Source organism: Bacillus sp. FSL K6-2869, assembly GCF_040869405.1.
GTDB classification, from domain to species: domain Bacteria; phylum Bacillota; class Bacilli; order Bacillales; family Bacillaceae; genus Bacillus; species Bacillus altitudinis.
Genome location: NZ_CP152035.1, coordinates 1,287,416 through 1,311,085, shown reverse-complemented (window position 1 = coordinate 1,311,085; position 23,670 = coordinate 1,287,416). Strand labels below are relative to the sequence as shown.

General features: G+C 40.4%; 23 protein-coding genes and 2 riboswitches. Of the genes, 7 read left to right on the top strand and 16 right to left on the bottom strand.

Going from position 1 to position 23,670, the window contains the following annotated elements:
- Window positions 1–61: 61 nt before the first annotated feature.
- Window positions 62–1,105 (bottom strand): membrane protein, encoded by a 1,044-nt coding sequence (locus MHI58_RS06615; RefSeq protein WP_045035132.1) that lies wholly within the window; start codon window positions 1,103–1,105, stop codon window positions 62–64.
- Between the two features lie 245 nt (window positions 1,106–1,350).
- On the opposite strand from MHI58_RS06615, the gene MHI58_RS06610 reads away from it, so the two are divergent.
- The 3 genes from MHI58_RS06610 to motB all read left to right on the top strand — a co-directional run bounded on the left by MHI58_RS06610 (window position 1,351) and on the right by motB (window position 5,573).
- Window positions 1,351–3,456 carry an ATP-dependent Clp protease ATP-binding subunit gene (locus tag MHI58_RS06610; RefSeq protein ID WP_045035131.1) on the top strand — a complete coding sequence of 702 codons (2,106 nt, stop codon included), beginning with the start codon at window positions 1,351–1,353 and terminating at the stop codon, window positions 3,454–3,456.
- Window positions 3,457–4,018: 562 nt separating this feature from the next.
- Window positions 4,019–4,813, top strand: a complete 795-nt coding sequence (gene motA, locus MHI58_RS06605) for a flagellar motor stator protein MotA (RefSeq protein ID WP_008346088.1) — start codon at window positions 4,019–4,021, stop codon at window positions 4,811–4,813.
- Window positions 4,806–5,573, top strand: a complete 768-nt coding sequence (gene motB / locus MHI58_RS06600) for a flagellar motor protein MotB (RefSeq protein WP_024719648.1) — start codon at window positions 4,806–4,808, stop codon at window positions 5,571–5,573. Before motA ends, motB begins: the two co-directional genes overlap by 8 nt.
- A gap of 186 nt (window positions 5,574–5,759) precedes the next feature.
- Here the strand turns inward: motB and MHI58_RS06595 are convergent, their stop codons facing one another.
- Complete coding sequence (locus MHI58_RS06595; protein ID WP_003211701.1) at window positions 5,760–6,215, bottom strand: MarR family winged helix-turn-helix transcriptional regulator; 456 nt, start codon at window positions 6,213–6,215, stop codon at window positions 5,760–5,762.
- Window positions 6,216–6,419: 204 nt separating this feature from the next.
- On the opposite strand from MHI58_RS06595, the gene MHI58_RS06590 reads away from it, so the two are divergent.
- Window positions 6,420–7,919, top strand: coding sequence for an ATP-binding protein (locus tag MHI58_RS06590; protein WP_045034966.1), 1,500 nt, complete (start codon window positions 6,420–6,422; stop codon window positions 7,917–7,919).
- Window positions 7,920–7,970: 51 nt separating this feature from the next.
- Here the strand turns inward: MHI58_RS06590 and MHI58_RS06585 are convergent, their stop codons facing one another.
- From MHI58_RS06585 to MHI58_RS06560, 6 genes are all read right to left on the bottom strand, one after another.
- Window positions 7,971–8,213: an aspartyl-phosphate phosphatase Spo0E family protein gene (locus MHI58_RS06585; RefSeq protein WP_008346101.1), complete on the bottom strand. Its 243-nt coding sequence runs from the start codon at window positions 8,211–8,213 to the stop codon at window positions 7,971–7,973.
- Between the two features lie 301 nt (window positions 8,214–8,514).
- A complete protein-coding gene (locus tag MHI58_RS06580) occupies window positions 8,515–9,045 on the bottom strand; it encodes an acireductone dioxygenase (RefSeq protein ID WP_024719646.1) in 531 nt (176 codons plus the stop codon).
- 16 nt (window positions 9,046–9,061) lie between these two features.
- On the bottom strand, window positions 9,062–9,694 hold the full coding sequence (locus tag MHI58_RS06575) for a methylthioribulose 1-phosphate dehydratase (protein WP_045034965.1): 633 nt from the start codon (window positions 9,692–9,694) through the stop codon (window positions 9,062–9,064).
- Window positions 9,658–10,353 (bottom strand): 2-hydroxy-3-keto-5-methylthiopentenyl-1-phosphate phosphatase, encoded by a 696-nt coding sequence (locus MHI58_RS06570; RefSeq protein ID WP_045034964.1) that lies wholly within the window; start codon window positions 10,351–10,353, stop codon window positions 9,658–9,660. Before MHI58_RS06570 ends, MHI58_RS06575 begins: the two co-directional genes overlap by 37 nt.
- Window positions 10,354–11,571, bottom strand: coding sequence for a 2,3-diketo-5-methylthiopentyl-1-phosphate enolase (gene mtnW / locus MHI58_RS06565; protein ID WP_045034963.1), 1,218 nt, complete (start codon window positions 11,569–11,571; stop codon window positions 10,354–10,356).
- A 99-nt stretch (window positions 11,572–11,670) separates the two neighbouring features.
- A riboswitch (SAM riboswitch) is annotated at window positions 11,671–11,772 on the bottom strand.
- Window positions 11,773–11,816: 44 nt separating this feature from the next.
- Window positions 11,817–13,007 carry a pyridoxal phosphate-dependent aminotransferase gene (locus tag MHI58_RS06560; protein WP_045034962.1) on the bottom strand — a complete coding sequence of 397 codons (1,191 nt, stop codon included), beginning with the start codon at window positions 13,005–13,007 and terminating at the stop codon, window positions 11,817–11,819.
- A gap of 163 nt (window positions 13,008–13,170) precedes the next feature.
- Window positions 13,171–13,334, top strand: a riboswitch (SAM riboswitch).
- Between the two features lie 79 nt (window positions 13,335–13,413).
- Between MHI58_RS06560 and mtnK the strand changes: the two genes are divergently transcribed.
- Both mtnK and mtnA read left to right on the top strand, forming a co-directional pair.
- Entirely contained in the window at window positions 13,414–14,607 is a 1,194-nt protein-coding gene (gene mtnK, locus MHI58_RS06555) for an S-methyl-5-thioribose kinase (RefSeq protein ID WP_045034961.1), read from the top strand.
- Between the two features lie 6 nt (window positions 14,608–14,613).
- Window positions 14,614–15,675, top strand: coding sequence for an S-methyl-5-thioribose-1-phosphate isomerase (gene mtnA, locus MHI58_RS06550; protein WP_017367119.1), 1,062 nt, complete (start codon window positions 14,614–14,616; stop codon window positions 15,673–15,675).
- 24 nt (window positions 15,676–15,699) lie between these two features.
- Here the strand turns inward: mtnA and MHI58_RS06545 are convergent, their stop codons facing one another.
- From MHI58_RS06545 to MHI58_RS06535, 3 genes are all read right to left on the bottom strand, one after another.
- Window positions 15,700–15,834 carry a hypothetical protein gene (locus MHI58_RS06545; protein ID WP_017359454.1) on the bottom strand — a complete coding sequence of 45 codons (135 nt, stop codon included), beginning with the start codon at window positions 15,832–15,834 and terminating at the stop codon, window positions 15,700–15,702.
- A gap of 89 nt (window positions 15,835–15,923) precedes the next feature.
- Complete coding sequence (locus MHI58_RS06540) at window positions 15,924–16,415, bottom strand: methylated-DNA--[protein]-cysteine S-methyltransferase (RefSeq protein WP_041507397.1); 492 nt, start codon at window positions 16,413–16,415, stop codon at window positions 15,924–15,926.
- 1 nt (window position 16,416) lies between these two features.
- Complete coding sequence (locus MHI58_RS06535) at window positions 16,417–18,612, bottom strand: PAS domain-containing sensor histidine kinase (protein ID WP_041507398.1); 2,196 nt, start codon at window positions 18,610–18,612, stop codon at window positions 16,417–16,419.
- Window positions 18,613–18,905: 293 nt separating this feature from the next.
- Between MHI58_RS06535 and MHI58_RS06530 the strand changes: the two genes are divergently transcribed.
- Entirely contained in the window at window positions 18,906–19,925 is a 1,020-nt protein-coding gene (locus tag MHI58_RS06530; RefSeq protein ID WP_017367116.1) for an acyltransferase family protein, read from the top strand.
- Window positions 19,926–19,957: 32 nt separating this feature from the next.
- Here MHI58_RS06530 and MHI58_RS06525 read toward each other — a convergent pair whose 3' ends face one another.
- The 5 genes from MHI58_RS06525 to htpX all read right to left on the bottom strand — a co-directional run bounded on the left by MHI58_RS06525 (window position 19,958) and on the right by htpX (window position 23,508).
- Window positions 19,958–20,140 (bottom strand): hypothetical protein, encoded by a 183-nt coding sequence (locus MHI58_RS06525; RefSeq protein ID WP_008346122.1) that lies wholly within the window; start codon window positions 20,138–20,140, stop codon window positions 19,958–19,960.
- Window positions 20,133–20,297, bottom strand: coding sequence for a hypothetical protein (locus MHI58_RS06520; RefSeq protein WP_017367114.1), 165 nt, complete (start codon window positions 20,295–20,297; stop codon window positions 20,133–20,135). Before MHI58_RS06520 ends, MHI58_RS06525 begins: the two co-directional genes overlap by 8 nt.
- A complete protein-coding gene (locus tag MHI58_RS06515) occupies window positions 20,294–20,821 on the bottom strand; it encodes a DUF421 domain-containing protein (protein ID WP_045034960.1) in 528 nt (175 codons plus the stop codon). The genes MHI58_RS06520 and MHI58_RS06515 overlap by 4 nt, the downstream gene beginning before the upstream one ends.
- Before the next feature lie 297 nt (window positions 20,822–21,118).
- Window positions 21,119–22,465 carry a TrkH family potassium uptake protein gene (locus MHI58_RS06510; RefSeq protein ID WP_007498761.1) on the bottom strand — a complete coding sequence of 449 codons (1,347 nt, stop codon included), beginning with the start codon at window positions 22,463–22,465 and terminating at the stop codon, window positions 21,119–21,121.
- A gap of 143 nt (window positions 22,466–22,608) precedes the next feature.
- Window positions 22,609–23,508 (bottom strand): protease HtpX, encoded by a 900-nt coding sequence (gene htpX, locus MHI58_RS06505; protein ID WP_008346130.1) that lies wholly within the window; start codon window positions 23,506–23,508, stop codon window positions 22,609–22,611.
- Window positions 23,509–23,670: the final 162 nt, after the last annotated feature.

Below are 23,670 nucleotides of genomic sequence, written 5' to 3'. Positions count from 1 at the left end.
TTTTGTTCAATTTTCACAGAGGATAGTGTACCACATAATTGGTGTACAAGCTATCCCTTCTTTACTTATCACGTGATGCAGGCACTTTTTTCAGACAAAGAAAGAGGATAAAAAAGATACTGACATAGCCAAAAACAGGGTAAACCGTTGAAATGAGTGTACCGTATCCAATTTTACTGATGACATAACAGCAAAGCAGAATAAAGGATATCGTATACATACTGTTCAATCGAATATACGCCCTCACCTGTCTTTCGAGACCGTATAAATTCCCTATAACGGATGTAAAGACTTCACCAAAGATCACGAATAAATAGATGAGATGAATGGAGTTTGCGACTTGATACACCACTTGGGCCATCGGAATATCATACGCTTCCAGCATGTCTAATGAAGAAAGGGATAAAAAACAGGCGAGCAGAATGAGTGTCAACATCAGACCCCCAAGCACCGCTCCTTTTTTTATCACGGCTTCGGATGTCATTTCGTTTGCAACCGGCACTAATACGGCTTGAGACAGCGCTAAATTAAATGCACCATATGAAATCGCAGACAACATCCATTCGCCCTCTCCCATTTGCAGCCCCAGAACGTGGCTTTCACCGCTACTAAACACAAATGAGTCTAGAAACACAATCAGCGAAAAGAAAATCAGCATGGGAACGACAAGTACATTGACACCAAATAACCCTTTTGAACCTTTAAAAAGGACAATGACACTTAAAATAATCGTTAAAAAAATACCATATTCTTTTGAGATGCCAAGTTGTTCTTCAAAAATAGCGCCTGCGCCAGAAATCATCACTGACGTCACACCTAGTAAGATAAAAAACATGACGATGTTAATATATCGACTCGCAGCAGCTCCAAATAAAAACCGATTCATATCTTGATAAGACTCCGCTTCAATTCGTTTGGAAATCAGCATCATTTTTGCGCCAAGGCCGGTAAAAATAACACCGCTAATCAAAATCCCGATCAATCCAATCCAGCCAAAACGAACAAAAAATTCTACGATTTCTTTTCCTGTCGCAAACCCAGCTCCAACCACTGTTCCTACATATACAAAGGCAAGCTGAAAAGCGGATTCATTTGAACGTTTCATATGACCCCTCCGCACCCATCACTTTCGATTGTCTCTTTTTTATCCTATGAGACAAGTTCCTTGAAAAGAAGGACAAACCATGATTAAATGCAAAAAAGGATTTTTCATTCAGCTATGAGCAAAACAGTTGAAAGTCAAAATAGGTCAGAGTATACTATAGTCAAAGATGGTCAAACAACAGACCATTTTATTTAACATTCATTGGTCAAATAAAGTCAAACTTTATTTTAAGGAGGTCATGGCTCATGCGTTGTCAACATTGTCAAGTAAATGAAGCAACTATTCGCCTGAATATGCAAGTAAATTCGTCCCGTAGCCAAATGGTTTTATGTGAAGACTGCTATACCTCTTTGATGGAACAGTCAAAAATGAAAATGGGTCCTAACCTTTTCGGAGGCAGCTCATTCTTCTCTGAGCAAGCAGGACATGCGACGAGCCAAGAGCGGCCTAAACAAAAAGGCTTACTCGATGAGCTTGGCCGGAACTTAACGGATGGCGCACATGCTGGTTTAATCGATCCTGTCATTGGCCGTGATGAAGAAGTCACAAGAGTCATTGAGATTTTAAATAGAAGAAATAAAAACAATCCTGTCCTCATTGGTGAACCTGGTGTTGGTAAAACGGCCATAGCCGAAGGACTAGCACTAAAAATTGCAAATGGAGATGTACCAAATAAATTAAAGAACAAACAAGTTTATTTATTAGATGTCTCTTCACTTGTGGCAAACACAGGTATACGTGGTCAATTTGAGGAACGGATGAAGCAATTAATCAAAGAATTGCAAAGCCGTAAAAATATCATCTTATTCGTTGATGAAATTCATCTTCTTGTAGGCGCAGGCTCTGCCGAAGGGTCAATGGATGCCGGAAACATTTTGAAACCAGCTCTAGCTCGAGGGGAACTGCAGCTAGTAGGTGCGACAACATTAAAAGAGTATCGTCAGATTGAAAAAGATGCTGCCCTTGAACGCAGGTTCCAGCCTGTCATCGTTGATGAGCCAACACAGGATGAAGCATTCGAGATCTTAAAAGGCATTCAAGATAAGTATGAAGCCTATCATGGCGTCACCTATTCTGACGAAGCCATTAAAGCGTGTGTTCAATTATCTTCGCGGTATATTCAAGACCGCCACTTGCCAGATAAAGCCATTGATTTAATGGATGAAGCAGGTTCAAAAGCGAATCTCTCCATTGATGCAGCAAGTGAAGATGAATTAACAAACCGTCTTGCGCAAATTGCCGCTGAAAAACAAGCCGCTTTAAATGAAGAACGCTATGAAAAAGCAGCAAAACTTCGAGACGAAGAAGAAGCGATTGAAGCGAGATTGCAAAACAAAACAAATGACAAAGAACATGTCGTCACAGCTGAGGACATTCAGTCGATTGTAGAACAAAAAACAGGTATCCCTGTCGGCAAACTACAAGCAGACGAACAAACAAAAATGAAAGAAATTGATGTCCGCTTAAAAGCCCGCGTCATTGGTCAGGAACATGCGGTTGAAAAAGTGGCGAAAGCCGTAAAAAGAAGCAGAGCAGGCTTAAAATCAAAACATAGACCAACTGGCTCCTTCCTTTTCGTTGGGCCAACAGGCGTCGGGAAAACCGAATTGTCTAAAACATTAGCGGAAGAATTATTTGGCTCAAAAGAAGCGATCATTCGTTTAGATATGAGTGAGTACATGGAGAAACACTCCGTGTCCAAAATCATCGGTTCTCCTCCTGGTTACGTTGGACATGATGAAGCCGGACAGCTCACGGAAAAGGTTCGCAGAAAACCATACAGCATCATTTTGCTCGATGAAATCGAAAAAGCGCACCCTGATGTCCAGCATATGTTCCTTCAAATCATGGAAGATGGCCGTCTAACAGACAGCCAAGGCAGAACCGTCAGCTTTAAAGACACAGTCATCATTATGACAAGTAACGCTGGCAGCACAGATAAAAAAGCGGTCAAAGTCGGATTCCAGTCTGAACAAGAAGAAGCCATCGAAGAACAATCATTGATTGATTCACTGAGCGCTTATTTCAAACCGGAATTCTTGAACCGTTTTGACAGCATCATTCAGTTTGATTCATTAGATAAAGACGATTTAGTCAAAATTGTGGATCTTCTGCTCAAAGATTTGTCAGAGCAGTTAAAAGAACAAAATCTAACTGTTCACGTCACAAACGAAGCGAAAGAAAAAATCGCTGAACTTGGTTATCATCCAGCATTTGGGGCTCGTCCGTTACGAAGAACGATTCAAGAGCATGTTGAGGATCAAATGACGGACATCTTGCTTGAAGAAGAACAACTTACTGGATTTACAGTCGATGTTGAACATGACGAAATTGTTGTGAAAAAGAGCTAAGTACATCCTAAGGAGGATCTTCAGCTCCATCATGTTGCAGTGTCTAAATTCCATCTGAGCGCCGACGCTCCCCCGCCTCTTTTCCTTTACGATAAAAGAAAAAGAGGTGGATCACATGGATCACATGACCAATTGGAACTACGATTTGATCAAAATCATACATGAAGAAAAATTAAAAGAATTGCTCTTAGATGAAACAGCTCAAAAAAGATGAAGTTTCCAGATTGTTGACAAAGGGCTAAAATGAACTTGATTTTAGCCCTTTGTCTTCTTTTCAGCGTGATAGAAAACCTTTGCAGTCTAGGAAGGACAGCTACTTGCGCGGAGCGAATTTGGCATTCGTGAGCACCAGAGCGCAGGACTGACAAAGAATGCGAGGGTTTGTCTACACGCTGAAAACTCCCTTTTATATGAGGGAGTTTCTTTTTTTACGGCTTTCAGAAAGCGCTTTCGTCAAAATTTCTTCACATAAACTGTCTTAATTTTATATTCTGACTAAAACCCTTCTAGAAGACACCGATATTAACTATAGAAAAAGATAGTTAAAGGATTTGGTGAGATAATGGACAAAACATCGTTAATTGGTATTATTTTAGCATTTATTGCACTAAGTGTCGGTATGGTTTTGAAAGGTGTGAGTCTAACCGCTCTTATCAACCCGGCGGCTATATTGATCATTGTGGTTGGGACAATTTCAGCTGTTGTCATTGCCTTCCCATCTAGTGAAATTAAGAAAACACCAAAATTATTCGGCAAAATTTTCAAAGATAGCAAGCTTCCAACGATACAAGAAATGATTCCTCTATTTTCAAACTGGGCACAAATTGCTCGTCGTGAAGGTCTTTTGGCATTAGAGGCAAATCTTGAGGAAGTCGATGACGATTTTCTAAAGAACGGCTTAAGCATGGCAGTTGACGGTCAAAGTGCTGAATTTATTCGCGACGTCTTAACTGAAGAAGTCGATGCTATGTCGGAGAGACATCAGTCAGGCGCATTAATCTTTACACAAGCTGGTACATACGCTCCGACTCTAGGGGTACTTGGTGCCGTTGTCGGACTTATTGCCGCACTTGCAAACATGGGAGACATTGAAGCACTTGGACATGCGATTAGTGCTGCCTTCGTCGCCACACTGCTTGGGATTTTTACAGGGTATGTGTTGTGGCATCCATTTGCCAACAAGCTGAAGCGTAAATCAAAGGAAGAAGTAAAGCTTCGTCTCATTATGATTGAAGGGATTCTTTCTGTCCTTGAAGGCCAGTCTCCAAAGGTTATTGAGCAAAAACTTCTGATGTACTTACCAGCAAAAGAACGTGCAAATCTTGTCATTGAAGAAGGAGAAAAACAGAATGGCTAGGAAACGTAAAAAACATGATCATGAAGACCATGTAGATGAGTCTTGGCTGATCCCTTACGCCGATCTTCTTACGCTTCTTCTCGCCCTCTTCATTGTGCTGTTTGCATCTAGCTCCATTGATGCGGCAAAATATGAACAGATGGCTAAATCGTTTAATGTTGTCTTTACTGGCGGCACTGGCGTAATGGACCAATCAAGCATGCAGAGCACCGAAGAAACAGAAAACAGCAATCAAACCAAAAAATCAGCAGAAGATGAAGAAGAAGAAGCAAAAGCGAAAGCTCGTGACCAAGCGGTATTAACAAAGGTTAAAAAACAAGTAGATTCATTCATTGCGGATAAAAAACTTGGTTCGAAGCTTGAAACAAAGCTGACGGATGAAGGTCTGCTTATTACAATTGAAGACAGCATCTTCTTTGATTCTGGGCGAGCGGTGATCCGCTCGCAGGATGTTCCGTTAGCCAAAGAAATATCCAAGCTGCTCGTCATTAACCCTGCTCGTGACATCGTCATTAGCGGACATACAGATAACGTTCCGATTCGGAATTCTGAATTTGAATCCAACTGGTATTTAAGCGCCATTCGTGCGGTCAACTTTTTAAATATTCTCCTTGAAAACAGCAACCTAGACCAAGAGAACTTTAGCACAAAAGGTTACGGTGAATTTAAACCGATTGCCTCTAACGATACCGCAGAAGGCAGAAGTAAAAACAGACGCGTCGAAGTTCTTATTTTACCAATTGAGAAAAAAGCAAAATAAATAGGAAGCCAGCAGCTTCCTTTCAGATCATGACAAAGGGCTAAAATGATGTTTATTTTAGCCCTTTGTCTTTCTTATGAGCGCGATTGAAAGTGCTTGTCGTTTATCGGTGCGCAGGACTGACACCATATACGAGGATTAGTCTACATACTAAAAAGGAAGCCAACGGCTTCCTTTTTTATGTGTTTATTCTTTATGATCATATAAATGCTTGGCACGCAGTCCTACATGTTTGAGCATATCGATGCAGGCATCCTTCTCCTCTTCACTAAGCACACTGATCATCTCGTGAATCTCTTTTGCATGATCTGGGAAGATGTCATCAAGCAAAGCTCTTCCCTGCTCCGTAATATGTGCAAATGTCACCCTGCGGTCTTCTGCACAAGCTTTCCGGCTAAGGAGTTCTTTTTTCTCCAATTTATCAACCACATACGTGATGCTTCCGCTTGCGAGTAAGATCTTATCACCTATTTGCTGAAGCGGCTGATCACCTTTATGATACAGCAATTCTAATACAGCAAATTCAGTCGGATTCAGACCGTGCTTCACAATATGTTTGTTCATGTGGTGATTAATGGAGCGATAGGCACGTGATAGTACAATAAATAATTTCAAAGATTTCTCAACATTATGATTTTCCATTTTTTATCATCCTTTATGAAATGCAACCCACTAATGTGACATTAATAAACAATAAGTAAAATGTCAACATGTTGAACCATTTTTAGCATGAAAAAGAGACCAGAACGAATCACCTAATTTTTTAAAAATCTCACAAGTCATCGTAATAAAGATAGGTTCAATGCTATAATAAGTCTATTAGGTAATACGTTGGAGCGATGAATCATGAGTATACTGAAAGGGTTTTGGAAGAAGATCAAGCTTTACCTTATTTTGGTCGTGATTCCAACCCTCATCATTAGTTATTTTATCTACGAAAAAGAAACTGAGAAAATTGATGTAAAAAACAAACAAACCGCTACACTTATGTTAAATATTCACAAAAACCAAATGAATTATTTAATCAGTGAAACAGAAGCAAGATTAACTTCCCTTGCCATGGGATTTGACCAGCCGCTTGAAACGAAAAGAGTACAAAACATCCTAGAGAAAATCTATAAACAAGAACCTCGTTTTTCAGGCCTGTATCTCCTAGACCAAAAAGGAAATGTCACAGCCAGCACCACACCATTAAAGGAAAAAATCAACCTGTCATTTAGAGATTACTTTAAACGTATTCAAGTCACAAAACAGACCGTCATCACAGATAACTATGTAAGCCGCATTACAAAGCAGCGGATTCTCTCCATTTGTGTCCCTGTTTTGAATGAGAACGACGAAGTCACGGATGTGCTAGTCGCTGCGATTCAAATTGATTATTTAAGAAATATTATGAATGTATTAAACCCAGAGCTTCATTTTAAGATGCTGAATCAAAATGGAGACGTTGTGTTTACAAGTGGTCCACAGCCAGCATCTGAAAGTGATAGCACCGTGTCTACATATTTAGATGAAAACAGCTGGAAGCTAGAGGTTTTTCCGCAGCGTGCGACAACAAGTGAAGTCCTGTCTGTGATGCTATTTCCATTATCCAGTGCATTTATTCTCTTAAATATCTTATTTACACTCGTCCAATATATCATTTTAAGACGACAAACCCAGCAGGAACGCCACCAAAATGAAGCACAAAAACTTGAACTCATTGGAACACTTGCGGCAAGTACGGCTCATGAAATTCGCAATCCATTAACAGGCATTAGCGGGTTTATTCAGCTTTTGCAAAAGAAGTATCGTTCAGAAGAGGATCAGCTTTATTTTTCTGTCATCGAGGAAGAAATTAAACGGATTAACCAAATCGTCAGTGAGTTTCTTGTGCTAGGAAAACCAACGGCTGAAAAGTGGCAAAATAATTCTGTGAAAGAAATTGTGAGTGAGATCATGCCCATTGTATTTTCTGAGGCGAACCTTTATAATGTCGAGGTTGATTTGCAAATCAATACCATTCAAGATGTTGGCGTGTATTGCACGAAGGATCACATTAAACAAGTGGTATTGAATGTAGCGAAAAACTCGTTAGAAGCGATGCCAAATGGCGGTCATTTGAAGATTGTCATTGAGGCTGAAAAAGAACAGGTCATCATAAAAGTGAAAGATACAGGTGAAGGTATACCAGAAGAGATGCTGAAACATATCTTCCTCCCTTTTATTACGTCGAAGGAAAAAGGAACAGGTCTTGGGCTTGTTGTGTGTAAACGAATCATTTCGATGTATGGGGGGACAATCGATATCGAGAGCGAAGTGAATAAAGGAACAACCGTGATCATCATGCTCCCTGCTGCACACTAATAGCTGAAGCATTCATCCGGTTTTGCTAATGGCAAGACCGGTTTTTTGATGTCAATAAGAAGGACGATTGACAGAAAGGAGACTCATTTGTGATACAAGATCATGAAAGGAAGCAACAGATTGTTGTTCATGAAAAAGAAGATACTGATACTCATTCATCAGGTTGTCCAGTTCTTGACTATATTTAATTGTCGTCTCACCTGTATAGCCTTCTACTTGAGCAGCTTCTACCATTTGTCTTCTCTTTTCATCAATTGACATTAATAGCTGTTCTTTCCGTACATAAATATTCATGATCTCAGCTCCCGCTATGAATTCGTCTGTCTACGCTCTAAATGATCCGACACCAAAATTATACTTTATTTGTAAATTAAATTAAATATGCTTATTTTATTTAATTTTTTACAGCCTAAAGACCTTTTACCCAATGAATTCTGGGGGTAAACTTCAAAATTGGACAGGATTGACACATTGATTAAACAGAATTTTATCCTATGCAGAAGACCAAAATCAACTATTTTCTCTCTCATTTTATGTCTATTTTCCTAAAAAAAAACTGATCTTCCGCCTCATGCGAAATGATCAGCTCCCACTATTAAACCGTTTCTTCTTCGTAAATTGGCACCCAGCCCTCAGTTGTGACAAATATGCGAACTGCGACGACTTGACGATCTTCTTGAAGTGTAAAGTAGTGACGAATATTCGGAGGCACAGAAATTAAATCACCTGGATTCAGTCTCACATCAAAAAAGACGCCGTCTTTGCCTTGAATGGCAAAGATTCCATGACCGCTCACGATAAATCTGACTTCATCATCCGTATGATGATGCTCACGTTTAAAGTTTTGAAGCAGTTCATCCAGGTTAGGGGTCGCATCTGATAATGAAATCACATCCTGCGCTTTGTATCCTCTTCGCTCGGAAATACTCTTTATTTCCTCTTGAAACACAGTTAAAATTTCTTCCTTTTCATCATCTGTTAAATCGTACTTTTCTGATAACTGTTTTGGTAGTTTTTCAATATCCCAATGTTCATAAATGACCCCTTGCTGTTCTAAATACGCCTGGACCTCTTGTTCGTTCTCAAGTAACGTGTTCTCTTCATTATGAATGTAAATGGTCGCCATGTGTTTTTCCTCCTTTTTATTTAACAAGCTGCTTTTGATAAAGCGCTACTTTCAAATGATAGGTAAATAAAAATTCATAAGCCTCTAAGACTCGTTTGGCTTCAAATGCGGTTTTCCCCCAAACGGTGATGCCATGATTACGAATGAGTACAGCACCAGCATCGTCCGTCAGGTGCACTGCAAATTGCTCTGCAAGGTGCGGAATATGAGCTGGGTTTTCAATAATAGGAACAGCAACTTCTGCATCCTCTTCCCAATAACCAAGCGCTTTAATGATTTCGTTGCCTTTAAAACGAACTTCTCCTTTATCACCATACAGCTCAGAAATGACATTGTTATCGATCGTGTGGACGTGAAGACAACATCCTGCTTTCGTCCGCTCATAAACGTATGTGTGAAGCAGTGTTTCAGCTGATGGCCTGAGCGGCTCATTCGGATGAACTGGCTGACCTGCTGCATCAACAAGAACAAAATCTTCATCGGTTTCTTTTCGTTTATCTTTGCCGCTTGCCGTCACCAAAAACGTGATGGGATCATCCGACACTTTTATCGATAAATTGCCGCTCGTTCCGTAAAACCAGTCTCTTTGTGCCAATTCACGTTTGACGTCTGCTAGTTCCTTCCAGCGTTTACTCTTCTCGTCTGCCATTCCTTCACTTCCTTTATTTGATCAAATTGCGCTTTTAGATCAACAAATGTTTCATACTCTTTATGTACGAGCCCTAGCTCTTTACATTCGTTCAGTAAATAATCACGCGCAAACGTGAGATCCGCATGTTTCGCTGCCTCAATATCAGTCACTGAATCACCAATCATGATAATAAAATCATCTTCCTGCGTCAGCTCTCGAATAATGGAAGGCTTGCAGCAGCCACAGCCATTTTGGCATTCTGAATCACAGGCATGCGGCCATTCAATTTGAATATGGTCATCTTTAAATGATGCATGGTTACAATAAATATTCTCTTGTTCGACAATCCCTTCAAGGATAGGATAGACAAAAAAGTCCATACCGCCGCTGAGTACATAGAAAGGAATGTCTGCTTTTTTGACATCATCGACAAACTGTTCAAATCCTTCACGAATCTCTGTATCCTCTAAAATAAATGACCGAATGGCTTCTTTCTGATCACTCGTCAGTAACTGAAACATCTGCCCGACGCCTTCTTGGATCGTGATCTCTTTTGCTAGAACACCATCCTTCCATTTCGTCCATTCTTTTGGAGCAAACTGCTTCATGATGCGAATGATATTATCATTTTTCGTAATCGTGCCATCAAAATCACAACATACAATTGGTTTTTTCATTTATTCTGCTACCCTTCCCCAAAGATCAAGTGCTGCTTGTAAGTCTTGACAAGTTGATGCTTTTTCTTCGATAGACTCTTTTTTGACCACCGCATCAATGATCGAACGAAAGGCTTTCCCTCCTCCAATTGCTCCCCGCGGATGTCCGTGAATTCCCCCGCCTGCATTAATGACATGATCAAGTCCAAAATCTTTGATTAAGATCGGCACCATTCCCGGGTGAATGCCTGCTGAAGGGACAGGAAATGTTTGTTGAACTGTATCCTCTTTCACACATGCTTCGAAAATGCCAATGGCATCTTTTTTCGGAAGGGCGACTGATCCATAAGGAGAGGGAAAAAGACTTAAATCAGCGCCAGCATATCGATTTAATTTGCCTAAAAGAAGAGAATGCGAGAATCCATAGTCTGGAGATGATGTCATTGCACCGCTCACTGCCGGATGTGCCATGATCGGCAATGGGATCTCTGGATCTTCAGCCAAGCTTTGCATGACATCAAGTCCATAGGCAAAAACGTTGAATAAAAGCGCATCAGCCCCGAGTTCGGCTGCCTTTCTTGCTCGATCTTTCAAATCAAAAGTTCTACCAGTTAAATTAACAGCATAAAGCGTGCGATGTCCTGTCTCTTCATATGTTTCTTTTAATATCTTTTTTCCTTCCTTGATTCGATCTTCAAAAGGGGCTAATGGGCTTTCAAATAAAATCTCATCATCTTTGATGAAGTCTACTCCACCTAAAGCCTGTAAGCGGAGCTGCTTTTTTAAATCCTCCATATCACGGCCGATCACGCCTTTAAATATACTCATCAATAGCGGCCGATCAAACACGCCTACTTTCTTTCGTATCCCCTCAATGCCAAATACCGGTCCTGGCAGACAGCTTTTAAACCTTTCCGAAAATTCGATATCGACGAGCTTTACTTTCCCATCCAGTGAAAGCTTTCCAAAAATCGTCGTCAACACCGCTGGTATATCAGCTGAAAAGTTCGCCTCAGGATAAGCAATGGTCACCTCTGTTTGATACAGACCACCATTTGCGGGAGACTGTTCTTTTACGCTCACCACACGGCCTTTATGTTTTTTCAGCTGCTCCTTTTTGAGCTGCGGCAAGTCCGTCCATGACCCGACCGTTAACCCAAGTGCGATCTGCTCTGCTTTTCGGTCTATTTGTTCATCCTCTCGATGTGTTAGTACGTATGTTGCCAGTAGTTCACTCACTAGGAATCCCCTTTCGATTGCGTCCTGTATATGGTCAATAAAAAAACCTCTTTAAGTGCTTGATCAGCGCGTTAAAGAGGTTTCGTCTCATTCATCCGAATCTTATCTCTCAGCGCTTGCTGCAAGAATTAGCACCGTGCTTCATGGAAGTCGGTTGCCGGGCTTCATTGGGCTAGTCCCTCTGCCTACTCTTGATAAGAATATTCAATTTTCTTAAATATTGCCTGAATTATCGCACCATTTTTTTACGTTGTCAATGGCTTTTTTTCAAATAACTGCAAGGCAGCAATACGATCAGCGGCTTCCTTTAGCCGCTCCTCACTTGTTAAAAGTCCGACTCTGACGTAGCCTTCACCGTGAGCACCAAAGCCATTCCCCGGTGCAACAACAACATGTGCTTTTTCTAATAATACATCAGAAAAAGTTTCCGATGTATACCCTTCAGGCACCTTTAACCAAGCAAAAAACGAGCCCTTTGGCGCACTGACGTCCCAGCCAATCTCTTTGCATGCAGCAATCCAAGTGTTTCGTCTTTTTTCGTACCGATCATTTTGTACTTGTACGCACGTTTGATCGCTTAAAAGTGCTTCTGCTGCTGCATCTTGAGTTGCTTTAAACAGTGACACAAACAGGTGATCCTGATAAAGCTCAATGGCTTCGATAACAGAGGCATTCCCTGCTGCAAAACCGACTCTCCAACCAGCCATATTATACGTTTTGGACAATGTATAGATTTCAATACCGGTCTCTTTTGCTCCGTCTATTTGCAGGAAACTAAGGGGCTTTTCGCCGTCAAATCCTATCCCGCCATATGCAAAATCATGGACAACACACATCTTATTTTCACTCGCAAACGCAACAGTATCTTCAAAAAATGTCCGGGTTGCAGTCGCACCAGTCGGATTATTTGGGTAATTTAAGTACATCAATTTTGCTTGATTCTTATCCTGCTCTGACAATTGGTGGTAGTCAGGTAAAAAATCATTTTGTTCAAGAAGAGGCATTGTGACCATGCGAGCTCCAGCAAGCACAGCGCCTGACCAGTAATCAGGATAGCCCGGATCTGGAACAAGCAGCGTATCACCTGGATTCAGTAAACATTGCGGCAATTCGACTAGTCCCGCTTTCCCTCCAAATAAGATGGCAATCTCTGTCTTTGGGTCAAGCGTGACGCCATATTCTCTTTCATAAAAAGTAGCTGCAGCTTTTTTTAGTTTCGCTGTCCCGCGGAATGAAGAGTATTGATGATTTTCAGGTTTTGCTACCGCTTCCTGCATCGCTTTCACAATATGTGGAGGAGTGGGCTGATCAGGATTTCCTTGACCTAAATTAATCACATCTGCCCCTTCCTGCACTTTTTTCTGTACTTTTTGTACAAGCGACACAAAAAATTGTTTCGGTAAATGTTTCAATACATCCGATTGCTGGAATTCCATTTTTTCACCTTCTATTCAAGTTACATGACAATACAATCACTGTAATGGATTGTTTTATGAATTGTAAAGCAATTTTGAAAAAAGATTGACATGTGAACTGCAGCTCTGATAATATCTAGAATTAAGAAATGCAAGCAGACACGAAACAATTACATATTGATTTCTCTTATCGAGAGTTGGGCGAGGGATTTGGCCTTTTGACCCCAACAGCAACCGACCGTTAATACCACTGTGAAGTGGGGCGCAGCAAGAACAGCGCCAAGACAATTCATTGTCTTATAGGGCACGGTGCTAATTCCATCAGACGTATGTGCTGAGAGATAAGAGAGGCTTCGAGCATACACGCCATCAAGCCTCTTTCTCTCAGGAGAAAGAGGCTTTTTTATATGATTTGGAGGGGAAGCAATTGGTTACACTTACGGCATCATATGAAGAATTAACAGAAAGTTCAGCAGTTGCACTTGCCATTAGACTTGGATTGATTCAGGAGAGCAGTCATTTAACATGCACTGAAATCGGTGACGGAAATTTAAATTACGTCTTTCATATTTATGATCACAAACAAGCAAAAGGACTGATTATCAAGCAGGCCCTTCCTTACGCAAAAGTCGTTGGAGAAAGCTGGCCGCTGACATTAGATCGTGCAAGAATTGAAAGTGCAGCACTCATCAAGCAATCAGAGTATGCACCTCATCTCGTACCAGCCGTCTATTATTCGGATACAGCTCTTGCAGTGACGGCAATGGAGGATCTATCACACCTTGAAATCGTCAGAAAAGGGCTAATTGCCGGAAAACACTATCCGTATTTATCAGATCATGTCGGAGAATTTTTAGGCAAAACACTATTTTACACGTCTGACTTTGCCACAAATCCTAAAATCAAAAAACAATTCGTGAAGCAGTTTACGAATCCTGATCTTTGTGACATTACAGAAAAACTCGTTTTCACAGATCCTTTCTTTGACAGCGAGACGAATGACTTCGAAGAGGAATTAAGAGAAGAGGCACAAGCACTATGGGCTGATCTTGAACTGCAAGCAAAAGCTGCCGAATTGAAACGGATCTTCTTAACCTCTGCTGAAACACTGGTACATGGAGATCTTCATACAGGCAGTATTTTTGCAAACGAAACAGAAACGAAAATCATTGATCCAGAGTTCGCTTTTTACGGTCCTTTCGGATTCGATATCGGTCACTTTATTGCCAATCTGTTCATAAATGCTTTATCTCATGAGAATGAACAGGATCAGCAGCACCTTTTTGATCATGTCGTCAATGTGTGGGCAACATTCAAAGAAGTGTTCACAAAAGCATGGAAAGAAGACAGTATTGAAGCGTTTAGTGTATCGGACAGCTTTTTAGAAACAACGTTTGACCGTATTTTAAAAGAAGCCACCGGCTTTGCTGGCTGTGAGCTTGTTCGCCGAACCATCGGTCTTGCGCATGCGGCTGATCTCGATGCGATTCCATCACATTCTAGAAGGCTTCAGCAGAAAAAAGCAGCACTTACACTAGGAAAAACATTGATCAAACAATATCAAGCAGTGGAAACAGCGTCTGACCTCGTCGCATTATTCCAGCAAACTGTAAAGGAGTGACGAGTTTTGTCTAAAGAATTTGAAGTTCCCCGTTCCGTCGAATGGGAAGAAAACCGTATCAACATTTTGAATCAGCAAAAATTACCCGCTGAAACCGTGTTTGAGCATTTATATACAAAAGAAGATGTGTATGATGCCATTGTGACGCTAAAAGTGCGCGGAGCACCTGCTATTGGCATTACAGCGGCTTTTGGGCTCGCACTCAGTGCACAAGAGATTGATACAGAAGACATTGATCTCTTTAAGCGAGAAGTCGCTCGCCTGAAAGAATATTTAAACAGTGCTCGTCCAACCGCTGTGAATCTTGCCTGGGCATTAGACCGGCTTTATCAGCGCATTGAGCGTGCTGCTTCGGTGAATGCAGCCAAAACTGATCTTGTCCATGAAGCCATTCAAATTCAAATCGAAGATGAAGAAACATGTCGGCAAATCGGTCAAAATGCTCTTCAGCTCTTTAAATCTGGTGATCGAATTATGACCATTTGTAACGCAGGCTCCATTGCCACAAGCCGTTACGGAACAGCGCTTGCACCCTTTTATTTAGCGAAAAAGAAAAACCTCGATCTTCACATTTACGCATGTGAAACACGTCCTGTCCTTCAAGGCGCTCGTCTGACGACATGGGAATTGATGCAGGGCGGCGTAGATGTGACGCTTATCACGGATAATATGGCAGCCCATACGATGAAAGAAAAACAAATTTCTGCCGTTATTGTTGGTGCAGATCGAATCGCTAGAAACGGTGATACAGCAAATAAAATTGGAACGTTAAGTCTGGCTATTTTAGCTAAACACTTTCAAATTCCATTTTTTGTGGCTGCGCCTCTTTCGACCTTTGATGTGTCAACTCAGGATGGGTCAGATATTCCGATTGAAGAACGCGACCCACAGGAAGTAAAGGAATTAAACGGCATCCAAATTGCGCCTCCTGACGTGCAGGTATTTAACCCTGCCTTTGATGTTACTCCTCATCATCTCATTTCCGGAATCATTACAGAAAAAGGCATCATCACTTCCAACTATACAGAAGAGATTGATGCACTATTCACTGAAAGCGTGTCACTTTAATCAAACAAAAGCGCGGGGTTCTTATCATTTAAGAGCACCGCGCTTTTTTGTTTCGTTCGTTTTTGCTAATATTTCTTTTTTCTGTTCTTCTGTCAACACGTTCATTTTGACACATAGTGATGTGACGGCGTACATTTTATCTTTTTTGCCCCATAACATGTTAGCAGCCTCCTTTTTCCCTAGACCAACTTTTTTAGCTTAATAAAAGGATATGTCGCTCGCTAAACATTTGGAACAGGTCAATTTATTTATTTTTGAACAAATGGGATGCCTTCTAATTCTAACAGGATCGCTTTCATCCCTGTCTTCGTCCCTGCATAACCCGTCAAAGTCCTGTCTTTTCCAATGACCCGGTGACACGGGATAAAAATAGGCAACGCATTGCGTCTATTAGCTTGTCCAATGGCTCTGACAGCCTTTGGATTGCCGATCGCTTCTGCAATATCAGCATAGCTTTTTGATTCACCATACGGAATAGCAGAAAGTTCCTCCCACACTTGCTCTTGAAACGGAGAGCCTGCTTGCTTGAGCGGGAGATCGAACACTTTCCGATCGCCCTTAAAATATTCATCCAGCTGTTTTTTCGCTTCTTTTAATACAGGCGTGTCTTCTTGTTTAAAACGGTCTCTCTGCTTTTTGACCAAAAACGATTCATCATCAAACTTCACTTCAATGATGGCACCATCTTTCTCTAGTATGTATAATGCCCCGATTGGTGCGGTATAGACTGTATAATACACATTAAAGCTCCCCTTCTTGTTTCTGCTGACGGAGTGGAAGCGTGAGATGGAACACTGTTCCGACCCCTTCTTCACTCTCAACTTCAATGGTTCCTTGATGCTCTTCAATAATTTTATAACTAACCATTAACCCAAGTCCAGTTCCTCTTTCTTTTGTTGTATAAAATGGTTCTCCGAGACGCTTTAGTTTATCCTCTGTCATGCCGCAGCCTTCATCACGAAGAGAAATGACAATGTGCTCCTCGCCCTTCCTTTGAATGCTCACGTATACATTTCCTTTCTGAGGCATTACTTCAATCGCATTTTTTAAAATGTTAATAAAGACTTGCTTCAATTGATTTTGTTCACAGTAGATGAGCGGAATATCATCCAGCACATTTAAGTGCATTTGCACATTGCCAAGATTGGCCTGTGCGTGAAGAAGATCCATTGTGTCTTTGACAATTTGCACGACATTTTTTTCTTCATAGATGATGGCCTGCGGTTTTGCTAAAATCAGAAATTCTGTAATAATGGATTCGATTCTTTTTAGCTCTGATGTGATGACATTAAAATAGAGCGAATACTCCCCTTCAATGTTTCCTTTGAGCAGCTGAATGAAGCCTTTTAAAGCCGTCATTGGATTTCTAATTTCATGGGCAATTCCAGCGGCAAGCTCTCCGACAACATGAAGCGTATCCGATTTTCTTACCCGCTCCTCTAATTCCTTGCGCTCAGTCACATCTCTAAAGATGGCCAAATTCATGTTATGAATAATATTTCGTTTAAAAGAAAACTCCAAAATACGTTGATCTGGATGGTTCAGCACAAATGGAACTTCATTGTCCATCTCATCTAATGACATCGCCTGAGCTGGCTGCGCCAAATTTTCAATTTGATATGGCGCAAGGATATGAAAAAGGTTCATTTCCGTTAAGTGATCATCTTTGAGGCCAAGTAGTTCACTTGCGGAAGGATTCACATCAATAATCCGGTATTGATTATCGAAAAGAACAATGCCATCCATAGAGCCATTAAATACTTTACGGAATTTGAGCTCACTTTCTCGCAGCTCCTCTTCCATTCGCTTTCTGTCACTGACATTCCGTAAAATGGTTAAGTGCTGTCCTTCTAATACCGCATGCTTAGAGGTGAACTCAAGCTCTTTGAATTGGCCATTCGCCATTCTAAAGAGGAGTTCTTCTCTGATTTCAAGATTCCTTATATACCGTCTTCTTGTCGGCCGGTATCTGCGATCAGATTTGACTAGAAAATCCATGAGTTTCTTGCCAATCAGCTGATGCATCGGTAATTCAAAAATTCGGCAGGCTGATTCATTTGCCCTGACAATTTCTCCATCATCCGCCCAAATGATGATGGCATCCATCGCATTTTCGAATATTTCTCTAAAACGTTCTTCACTTTTTAGCAGCTTTTCTTCCATTAATCTTTTTTCTGTAATATCACGCATGATGGACATGTAAAAACCACTCATCACATTGGATGTGATGGTCAGTTCGAATAATTTGTGCTGCCCAGATTGTAGGGTAACAGGAAGTTCTCCCTTTGCTTTCCCTGTTTCTTTCAATGAAGTTAAGAGCTGCTGGAGCGCTGGAAGGTTTTCTTCTTCAACAAATTCATTTAAGTAGCGGTCTGTTAAATCTGTTTTTTGAAGTTCAAAGCTCTGGCAAAAAGAGTGATTGGCGTCAATCATACAACCATCCTGATCAAAAATGACCATACCGTCAATCGCTCGATCAAATAAATCTTTAAACAGCTGCTCATTCATCGAACGTTCTCGCTCTAATATTTTCTTTGAAGAAATATCACGCATGACGACAATATATTGTTGATTCACCACGTCGTGCTCTGCTACAAATTCAATATATTTTGTCTCTCCATTTTCAAGTTGAATGGAGATCTCTCTTTTTAACGTTCCTTTTCGAAAAAAAATCTCAAGTGAGCAGTCAATTTTGTTTTTCGGGATGCCGTATAGGAAATCTAGAACGGATTTATTGAGGAGGTCTTCTTTCGGTGTTTGCACAAGCCTGCATGTCGCTTCATTGGCTTGGATAATGTTGAGGTGCTGATCAAATATAAAGATGGCATCTAACGTCTTATTTAACAGCATTTTGTGCTGTACCAATTCATTTCGCAAATATTCGTTCTCTTTTTCTAATTTTCTGATATTTTTCGCACCATCGAGCGTTTCAGTCATTCTCTTACACTCCTTTTCCAGCCTCATTCCTCTACAATATTTCTACAAGATTTTCATTGTTCCTTCATTCGACTCATAAAAAAAGAGAACTTTTTACACGAGGCTTGCTTCATTTGTTTCATTTGGATGACACGATTGTATAACGATTCTCTTTTCTTACGCTTCTTTTACAACCGTTCTACAATTTCACATCAAATAGCGAAATGAGCCAATTTGTATTTTAAAATGGGGCAAATGAGGGAACAGTGCACTTAGAACGTTTATGTTCGAAATGAAGCAGGAAAGGTGATGTTATGACGTCAACGAGAGACAGTTATTTTGATAATGCAAAATTTCTTCTGATTTTTCTAGTTGTTTTTGGTCATTTGTTACGGTCATTCATACATGATAATGACTGGATACTCTACTTATATAAATTTATTTATACATTCCATATGCCCGCTTTTATATTAGTGTCTGGCTTCTTTGCCAAAGGTTTTAGAAAACCAGGTTTTATGAAAAAAGTCGCAGTTAAGCTGATCATCCCATATTTGATTTTTCAGGTCATCTATTCTGTGTATTATTATTTCTTACAGGATCAAAGCATCTCTAACTTAAATCCGATTGATCCACAATGGTCTTTATGGTTTTTAATCAGTTTATTCTTTTGGAACTTACTACTCATTCCTTTTTCAAAACTGCCATTCCACTGGGCAATGATTGTTAGTTTATCGATGGCGTTACTTGTCGGTTACGTGGACAGCATTAGCGATACGCTCAGCCTATCTCGTACGTTTGTCTTTTTGCCGATGTTTTTAGCTGGCTTTTATTTAAAAAAGCAGCACTTTGAATTTATCCGAACAAGCAAAGGGAAACTGACTGCACTTCTTGTACTGATGGCCGTGTTCATGTTTTGCTATTTTTATGAATTCGATTATTCCTTTTTATTTGGGTCACAGTCTTACGCTTCTCTTGGAGATGAAGGACTCATTGCAGCTATGAAACGAATGGTATGGTATTTACTTGCATTTGCTGCTACCTTTAGTTTCTTTGCATTAGTCCCAACACGCCGGTTCTTCTTTACCAAATGGGGCACAAGAACGCTTTATGTCTATTTACTTCATGGCTTTGTGATTAAGCTTTTAAGAACGACTTGGTTTGATGATTGGGCTCTAAATACGGCAAGTGTATTGATTCTATTGCTGCTTACGGTTCTCTTAACCTTTACACTATCTAGCACATTTGTTAAAACTGTTGCACAACCAGTCATCGAGCTCAAAATGACCAGTCTGATGAGAACCATTACTGGCAGACAAAACAGTTATATTAAATAGAAAAAACGATCTCTTTGGATCGTTTTTTCTATTTATTTTTTGTTTTTCTGTTCAGTATGACATTCATCGTTTTTTTTAGGCTTCATTAAGGTATCAATCCATTTACTGCTGTTTATATCTCCCAGCTCGCTGCCAAATTCCTCTTCCAAGATATCGGGGTTCATCGGTTTTTTATGGTCTTTCATATCTTTACTTTTCACATGTTTTTTAGTCACGAGATGCTCCCCCCTGTTTACCTTGATGAGAATTTCGGTTCGCCTGGCGGTCTTCTGATTGCTCGTCAAATTGTGTTTGTCCTTGATCGTGTGCCATGCTTTCTGTAGGCGTCATATTATTCGTGAGTGCTTCATTTTTTGCTGCTTTTCTTTTCATTTGTCATCATTCCTTTTTAACATGTTTAGTTCTTCGCTCAATTGATCAAACAGCTCTTTCATTTGTTTGACTGTCACTGGTTTTTCCTCAGGCTTTAACTCATATCCAATTTGCCCATTCGCTTCTAGCGTTGCTTTTTTGAGACTGCTGATGTCTGTGATGCCCTGCTGCTTTAAGCGCATTTTGAATTCGTCCCTTGTCAGACGCGTTTTTTTCAGCTTGTGATCAAGCATTTCTCCATCCTCTAAAATCACCACAGACTTCCCTGAAACCAATTTTTCAAAGAAATCAAACCGAATTGACAGCTTTTCCATCACCACAAGTGCCACAATAAAGATGGTCGCTGCATAAATGGTTTCAAGTAAATTATGCTCAATGAAGGGTTGGATAATAATCGATCCAATTGAAATCATGATGACTGTCTGTTGAACCGTTAATTGACTAATGGATTTAGGTCCTGCTATTCTCAGCAGCAAGGTACCAACGAGTAGCATTACAATTGCTTTCCATAACACATCCAGCACGTCTCTTTCACCTCTTACCTATAGATTGCGAACATCCTTTGTGATTTAGCCAGTTATATAATGGAAATAAAAAAACCAGCATTCAGTAGGAATGCTGGTCTGATTGTTGATAAAGAGTTAAAATGATCTTTATTTTAGCTCTTCTTCTTTTCAGCGTGATAGAAAACCTTTGCAGTCTAGGAAAGTCGAGCACCGGAGCGGAGCGAATTCGACATTCGTGAGCACCGGAGCACAGATTTGACAACGAATGCGAGGGTTTGTCTACACGCTGAAACCAGCATTCAGTAGGAATACTGGTTAGCCGATGATCACACGCTCTTTCGGATAATGATAATTCGCTTCACTTTCCCGGCGGCCAATTAAATACAAGAAGCTTGGAATTCCAATCCGTCCTATAAACATGACGACCATAATAATACACTTACCAAATACGGACAAGTCAGACGTAATTCCGAGCGACAGTCCCGTTGTTCCGAAGGCAGAACAAACTTCAAATAAAGTTTCAAGAAGCGTATGATGGTCTGATAAAGTTAACAGAAACGTAGCACCAAACACTAAAATAAAGGCCATCATCGTCACCATGAGGGATTTATTAATATCCGCTTGATGAAGCTCTCTTTTAAAGATTTTAATGGACTTATTTCCTCTCGCAAAATGAAACAAAGCAAGTAAGTTAAGGGCAAACGTGGTTGTCCGAATTCCGCCCCCTACCGAGCTTGGAGATGCCCCGATAAACATCAACAAACATAAAAATAACAGTGTCGGCTCTGTCAATTGCGTAATATCTAATGTCGAAAGCCCGCCACTTCTAGTAGCTGTTGATTGAAACAAAGAATAAAACAAGATTTCATGCCAGCTCTTCCCTAGAAAAGTAAACCGGGCTTCAAGTGCATAAATCCCAATTGCCCCAACGACAACAAGGAGGCCAAACGTGATCGTTGTAATTTTCGTAAACAATGAAAACGATGCATGTTTTCGGTCTTGATTGAATAAATAATCCTTTACTTCGACAAGTACCGGAAAGCCAATAGCGCCAAAAATGATGAGCAGCATCGTGATAAATTGGACGAAATAGTCATCTTTATAAGGAATTAACGAATTCCCTGTAATATCAAAGCCTCCATTGGTTGTGGCACTGATACTAGAGAAAAATCCGTGTAAAAAAGCGCCTTGCACATCGTAATACTTTAGAAAATACATACTTAAAATCAGACCGCCTACAAACTCAATCAGCAAGATTAAATATAAGACCTGCTTCATGAGTTTTACGATACCTGATAAGTTGCTCTGGTTTTGGTCTGCCATAATTAATTTTCTTTCTTTAATGCCGATCCTTTTTCGCATAACCAGCCAGACGAATGTACCAAGGGTCATAATGCCGATACCCCCGATTTGCAAAACAAATGCAAGGATCCACATCCCGGTCACACTAAATGTTTGTGACGTATCGACAACAGTCAGACCCGTGACACTGACAGCACTCACAGCTGTAAACAGCGCATCAATAAATGTCCATTTGACTCCTTCTTGATGAGCCACTGGTAGACTGAGTAGTATGAACGACACGGTCACAGCAAGAAAATAATAAAGGGCAATCAACTGAAAAGCCGACAGCCGGTCGATTAGTTTTTTCATTGGATTCATGGTTATTCCTTCTTTTATCTTTCTTTTCGAATACTATATCATTTTAATGAAAAGAAAGAAGATTTTAAAGGTATTTTGTGCTTTATTTACTTTTTCATCAAAAAGAAAAAGACATCCTTACGCAGAATGTCTTTTGATCTTTCTTATTTTGCTTCTAGTCTTCTAATTCTTTCGTTTAAATCAGGGTGTGTTGAGAAAAGAGAAGCTTTTCTTTTACCACTGATTTTCAGTGTAGCAACAGCTGCTTGATCGTCATCTTTGATTCTTGATGTATACGCCTCTAGTGAACGAAGCGCATGAATCATTTTATCTTTTCCTGCAAGGTCCGCACCGCCGCGGTCTGCATGGAATTCGCGATGTCTAGAGTAAGCAAAAACGACAAGGCTTCCTAAGATAGAGAAAATTATTTGGAAGACGATCACAGCGATAAAGTGAACAATCGGCACAAGCTCTTCACGTGGAACGAAACGGCTTGCGATCCATGCCGCAATTCTTGAAAGGAAGACAACAAACGTGTTGACGATCCCTTGGAGTAACGTCATTGTAACCATGTCACCGTTCGCTACGTGAGCGACTTCGTGAGCGATAACCCCTTCAACTGCTGCATCATCCATTTCATGAAGCAATCCAGTTGATACGGCAACAAGCGATCTTCTTTTAGAAGGACCTGTCGCAAATGCATTTACTTCAGATGATTGGTAAATACCGACCTCAGGCATTTTAGAAAGGCCTGCTGCTCTTGATAGTCTGTGAACGCGGTCAACAAGCTGCTGCTCATCATATGTTAATGAATCCTTTTCTGGATTTAACACACGCACACCCATCATCATTTTTGCCATCCAGCGAGACATCGCTAGTGACATAAACGAGCCTACAAAACCAACAACTGCACTGAATACAAGAAGATAAAGGATATTAAGTCTTCCGTCTGCTCCTATATAAGAACCAACACCAGTTGCTGCACTAATAACCGATAGGACAATACCAATCGTAGTGATAACAAGAATGTTCGTTAATATAAACAGAAATATTCTTTTACCCATACATAACCTCCGCTGTCATATTAAGTTCATTTGAACTTATTAATAAAATTATAAAAATAAACGTCTCAAATTGCAAGGAAAAAGGAATCGTTTTCTATGTTTATCATACTGGCTAAAACCTCGTCATTTCAATGATTACGCTACTTGCATCCGCAAACAAGT

Coding starts and splice junctions, on each gene's coding strand:
- MHI58_RS06615 (WP_045035132.1), bottom strand. CDS start 1,105: ATGAAACGTTCAAATGAATCCGCTTTTCAGCTTGCCTTTGTATATGTA.
- MHI58_RS06610 (WP_045035131.1), top strand. CDS start 1,351: ATGCGTTGTCAACATTGTCAAGTAAATGAAGCAACTATTCGCCTGAAT.
- motA (WP_008346088.1), top strand. CDS start 4,019: ATGGACAAAACATCGTTAATTGGTATTATTTTAGCATTTATTGCACTA.
- motB (WP_024719648.1), top strand. CDS start 4,806: ATGGCTAGGAAACGTAAAAAACATGATCATGAAGACCATGTAGATGAG.
- MHI58_RS06595 (WP_003211701.1), bottom strand. CDS start 6,215: ATGGAAAATCATAATGTTGAGAAATCTTTGAAATTATTTATTGTACTA.
- MHI58_RS06590 (WP_045034966.1), top strand. CDS start 6,420: ATGAGTATACTGAAAGGGTTTTGGAAGAAGATCAAGCTTTACCTTATT.
- MHI58_RS06585 (WP_008346101.1), bottom strand. CDS start 8,213: ATGAATATTTATGTACGGAAAGAACAGCTATTAATGTCAATTGATGAA.
- MHI58_RS06580 (WP_024719646.1), bottom strand. CDS start 9,045: ATGGCGACCATTTACATTCATAATGAAGAGAACACGTTACTTGAGAAC.
- MHI58_RS06575 (WP_045034965.1), bottom strand. CDS start 9,694: ATGGCAGACGAGAAGAGTAAACGCTGGAAGGAACTAGCAGACGTCAAA.
- MHI58_RS06570 (WP_045034964.1), bottom strand. CDS start 10,353: ATGAAAAAACCAATTGTATGTTGTGATTTTGATGGCACGATTACGAAA.
- MHI58_RS06560 (WP_045034962.1), bottom strand. CDS start 13,007: ATGGAATTCCAGCAATCGGATGTATTGAAACATTTACCGAAACAATTT.
- MHI58_RS06545 (WP_017359454.1), bottom strand. CDS start 15,834: ATGTTATGGGGCAAAAAAGATAAAATGTACGCCGTCACATCACTATGT.
- MHI58_RS06535 (WP_041507398.1), bottom strand. CDS start 18,612: ATGACTGAAACGCTCGATGGTGCGAAAAATATCAGAAAATTAGAAAAA.
- MHI58_RS06530 (WP_017367116.1), top strand. CDS start 18,906: ATGACGTCAACGAGAGACAGTTATTTTGATAATGCAAAATTTCTTCTG.
- MHI58_RS06520 (WP_017367114.1), bottom strand. CDS start 20,297: ATGAAAAGAAAAGCAGCAAAAAATGAAGCACTCACGAATAATATGACG.
- MHI58_RS06510 (WP_007498761.1), bottom strand. CDS start 22,465: ATGAATCCAATGAAAAAACTAATCGACCGGCTGTCGGCTTTTCAGTTG.
- htpX (WP_008346130.1), bottom strand. CDS start 23,508: ATGGGTAAAAGAATATTTCTGTTTATATTAACGAACATTCTTGTTATC.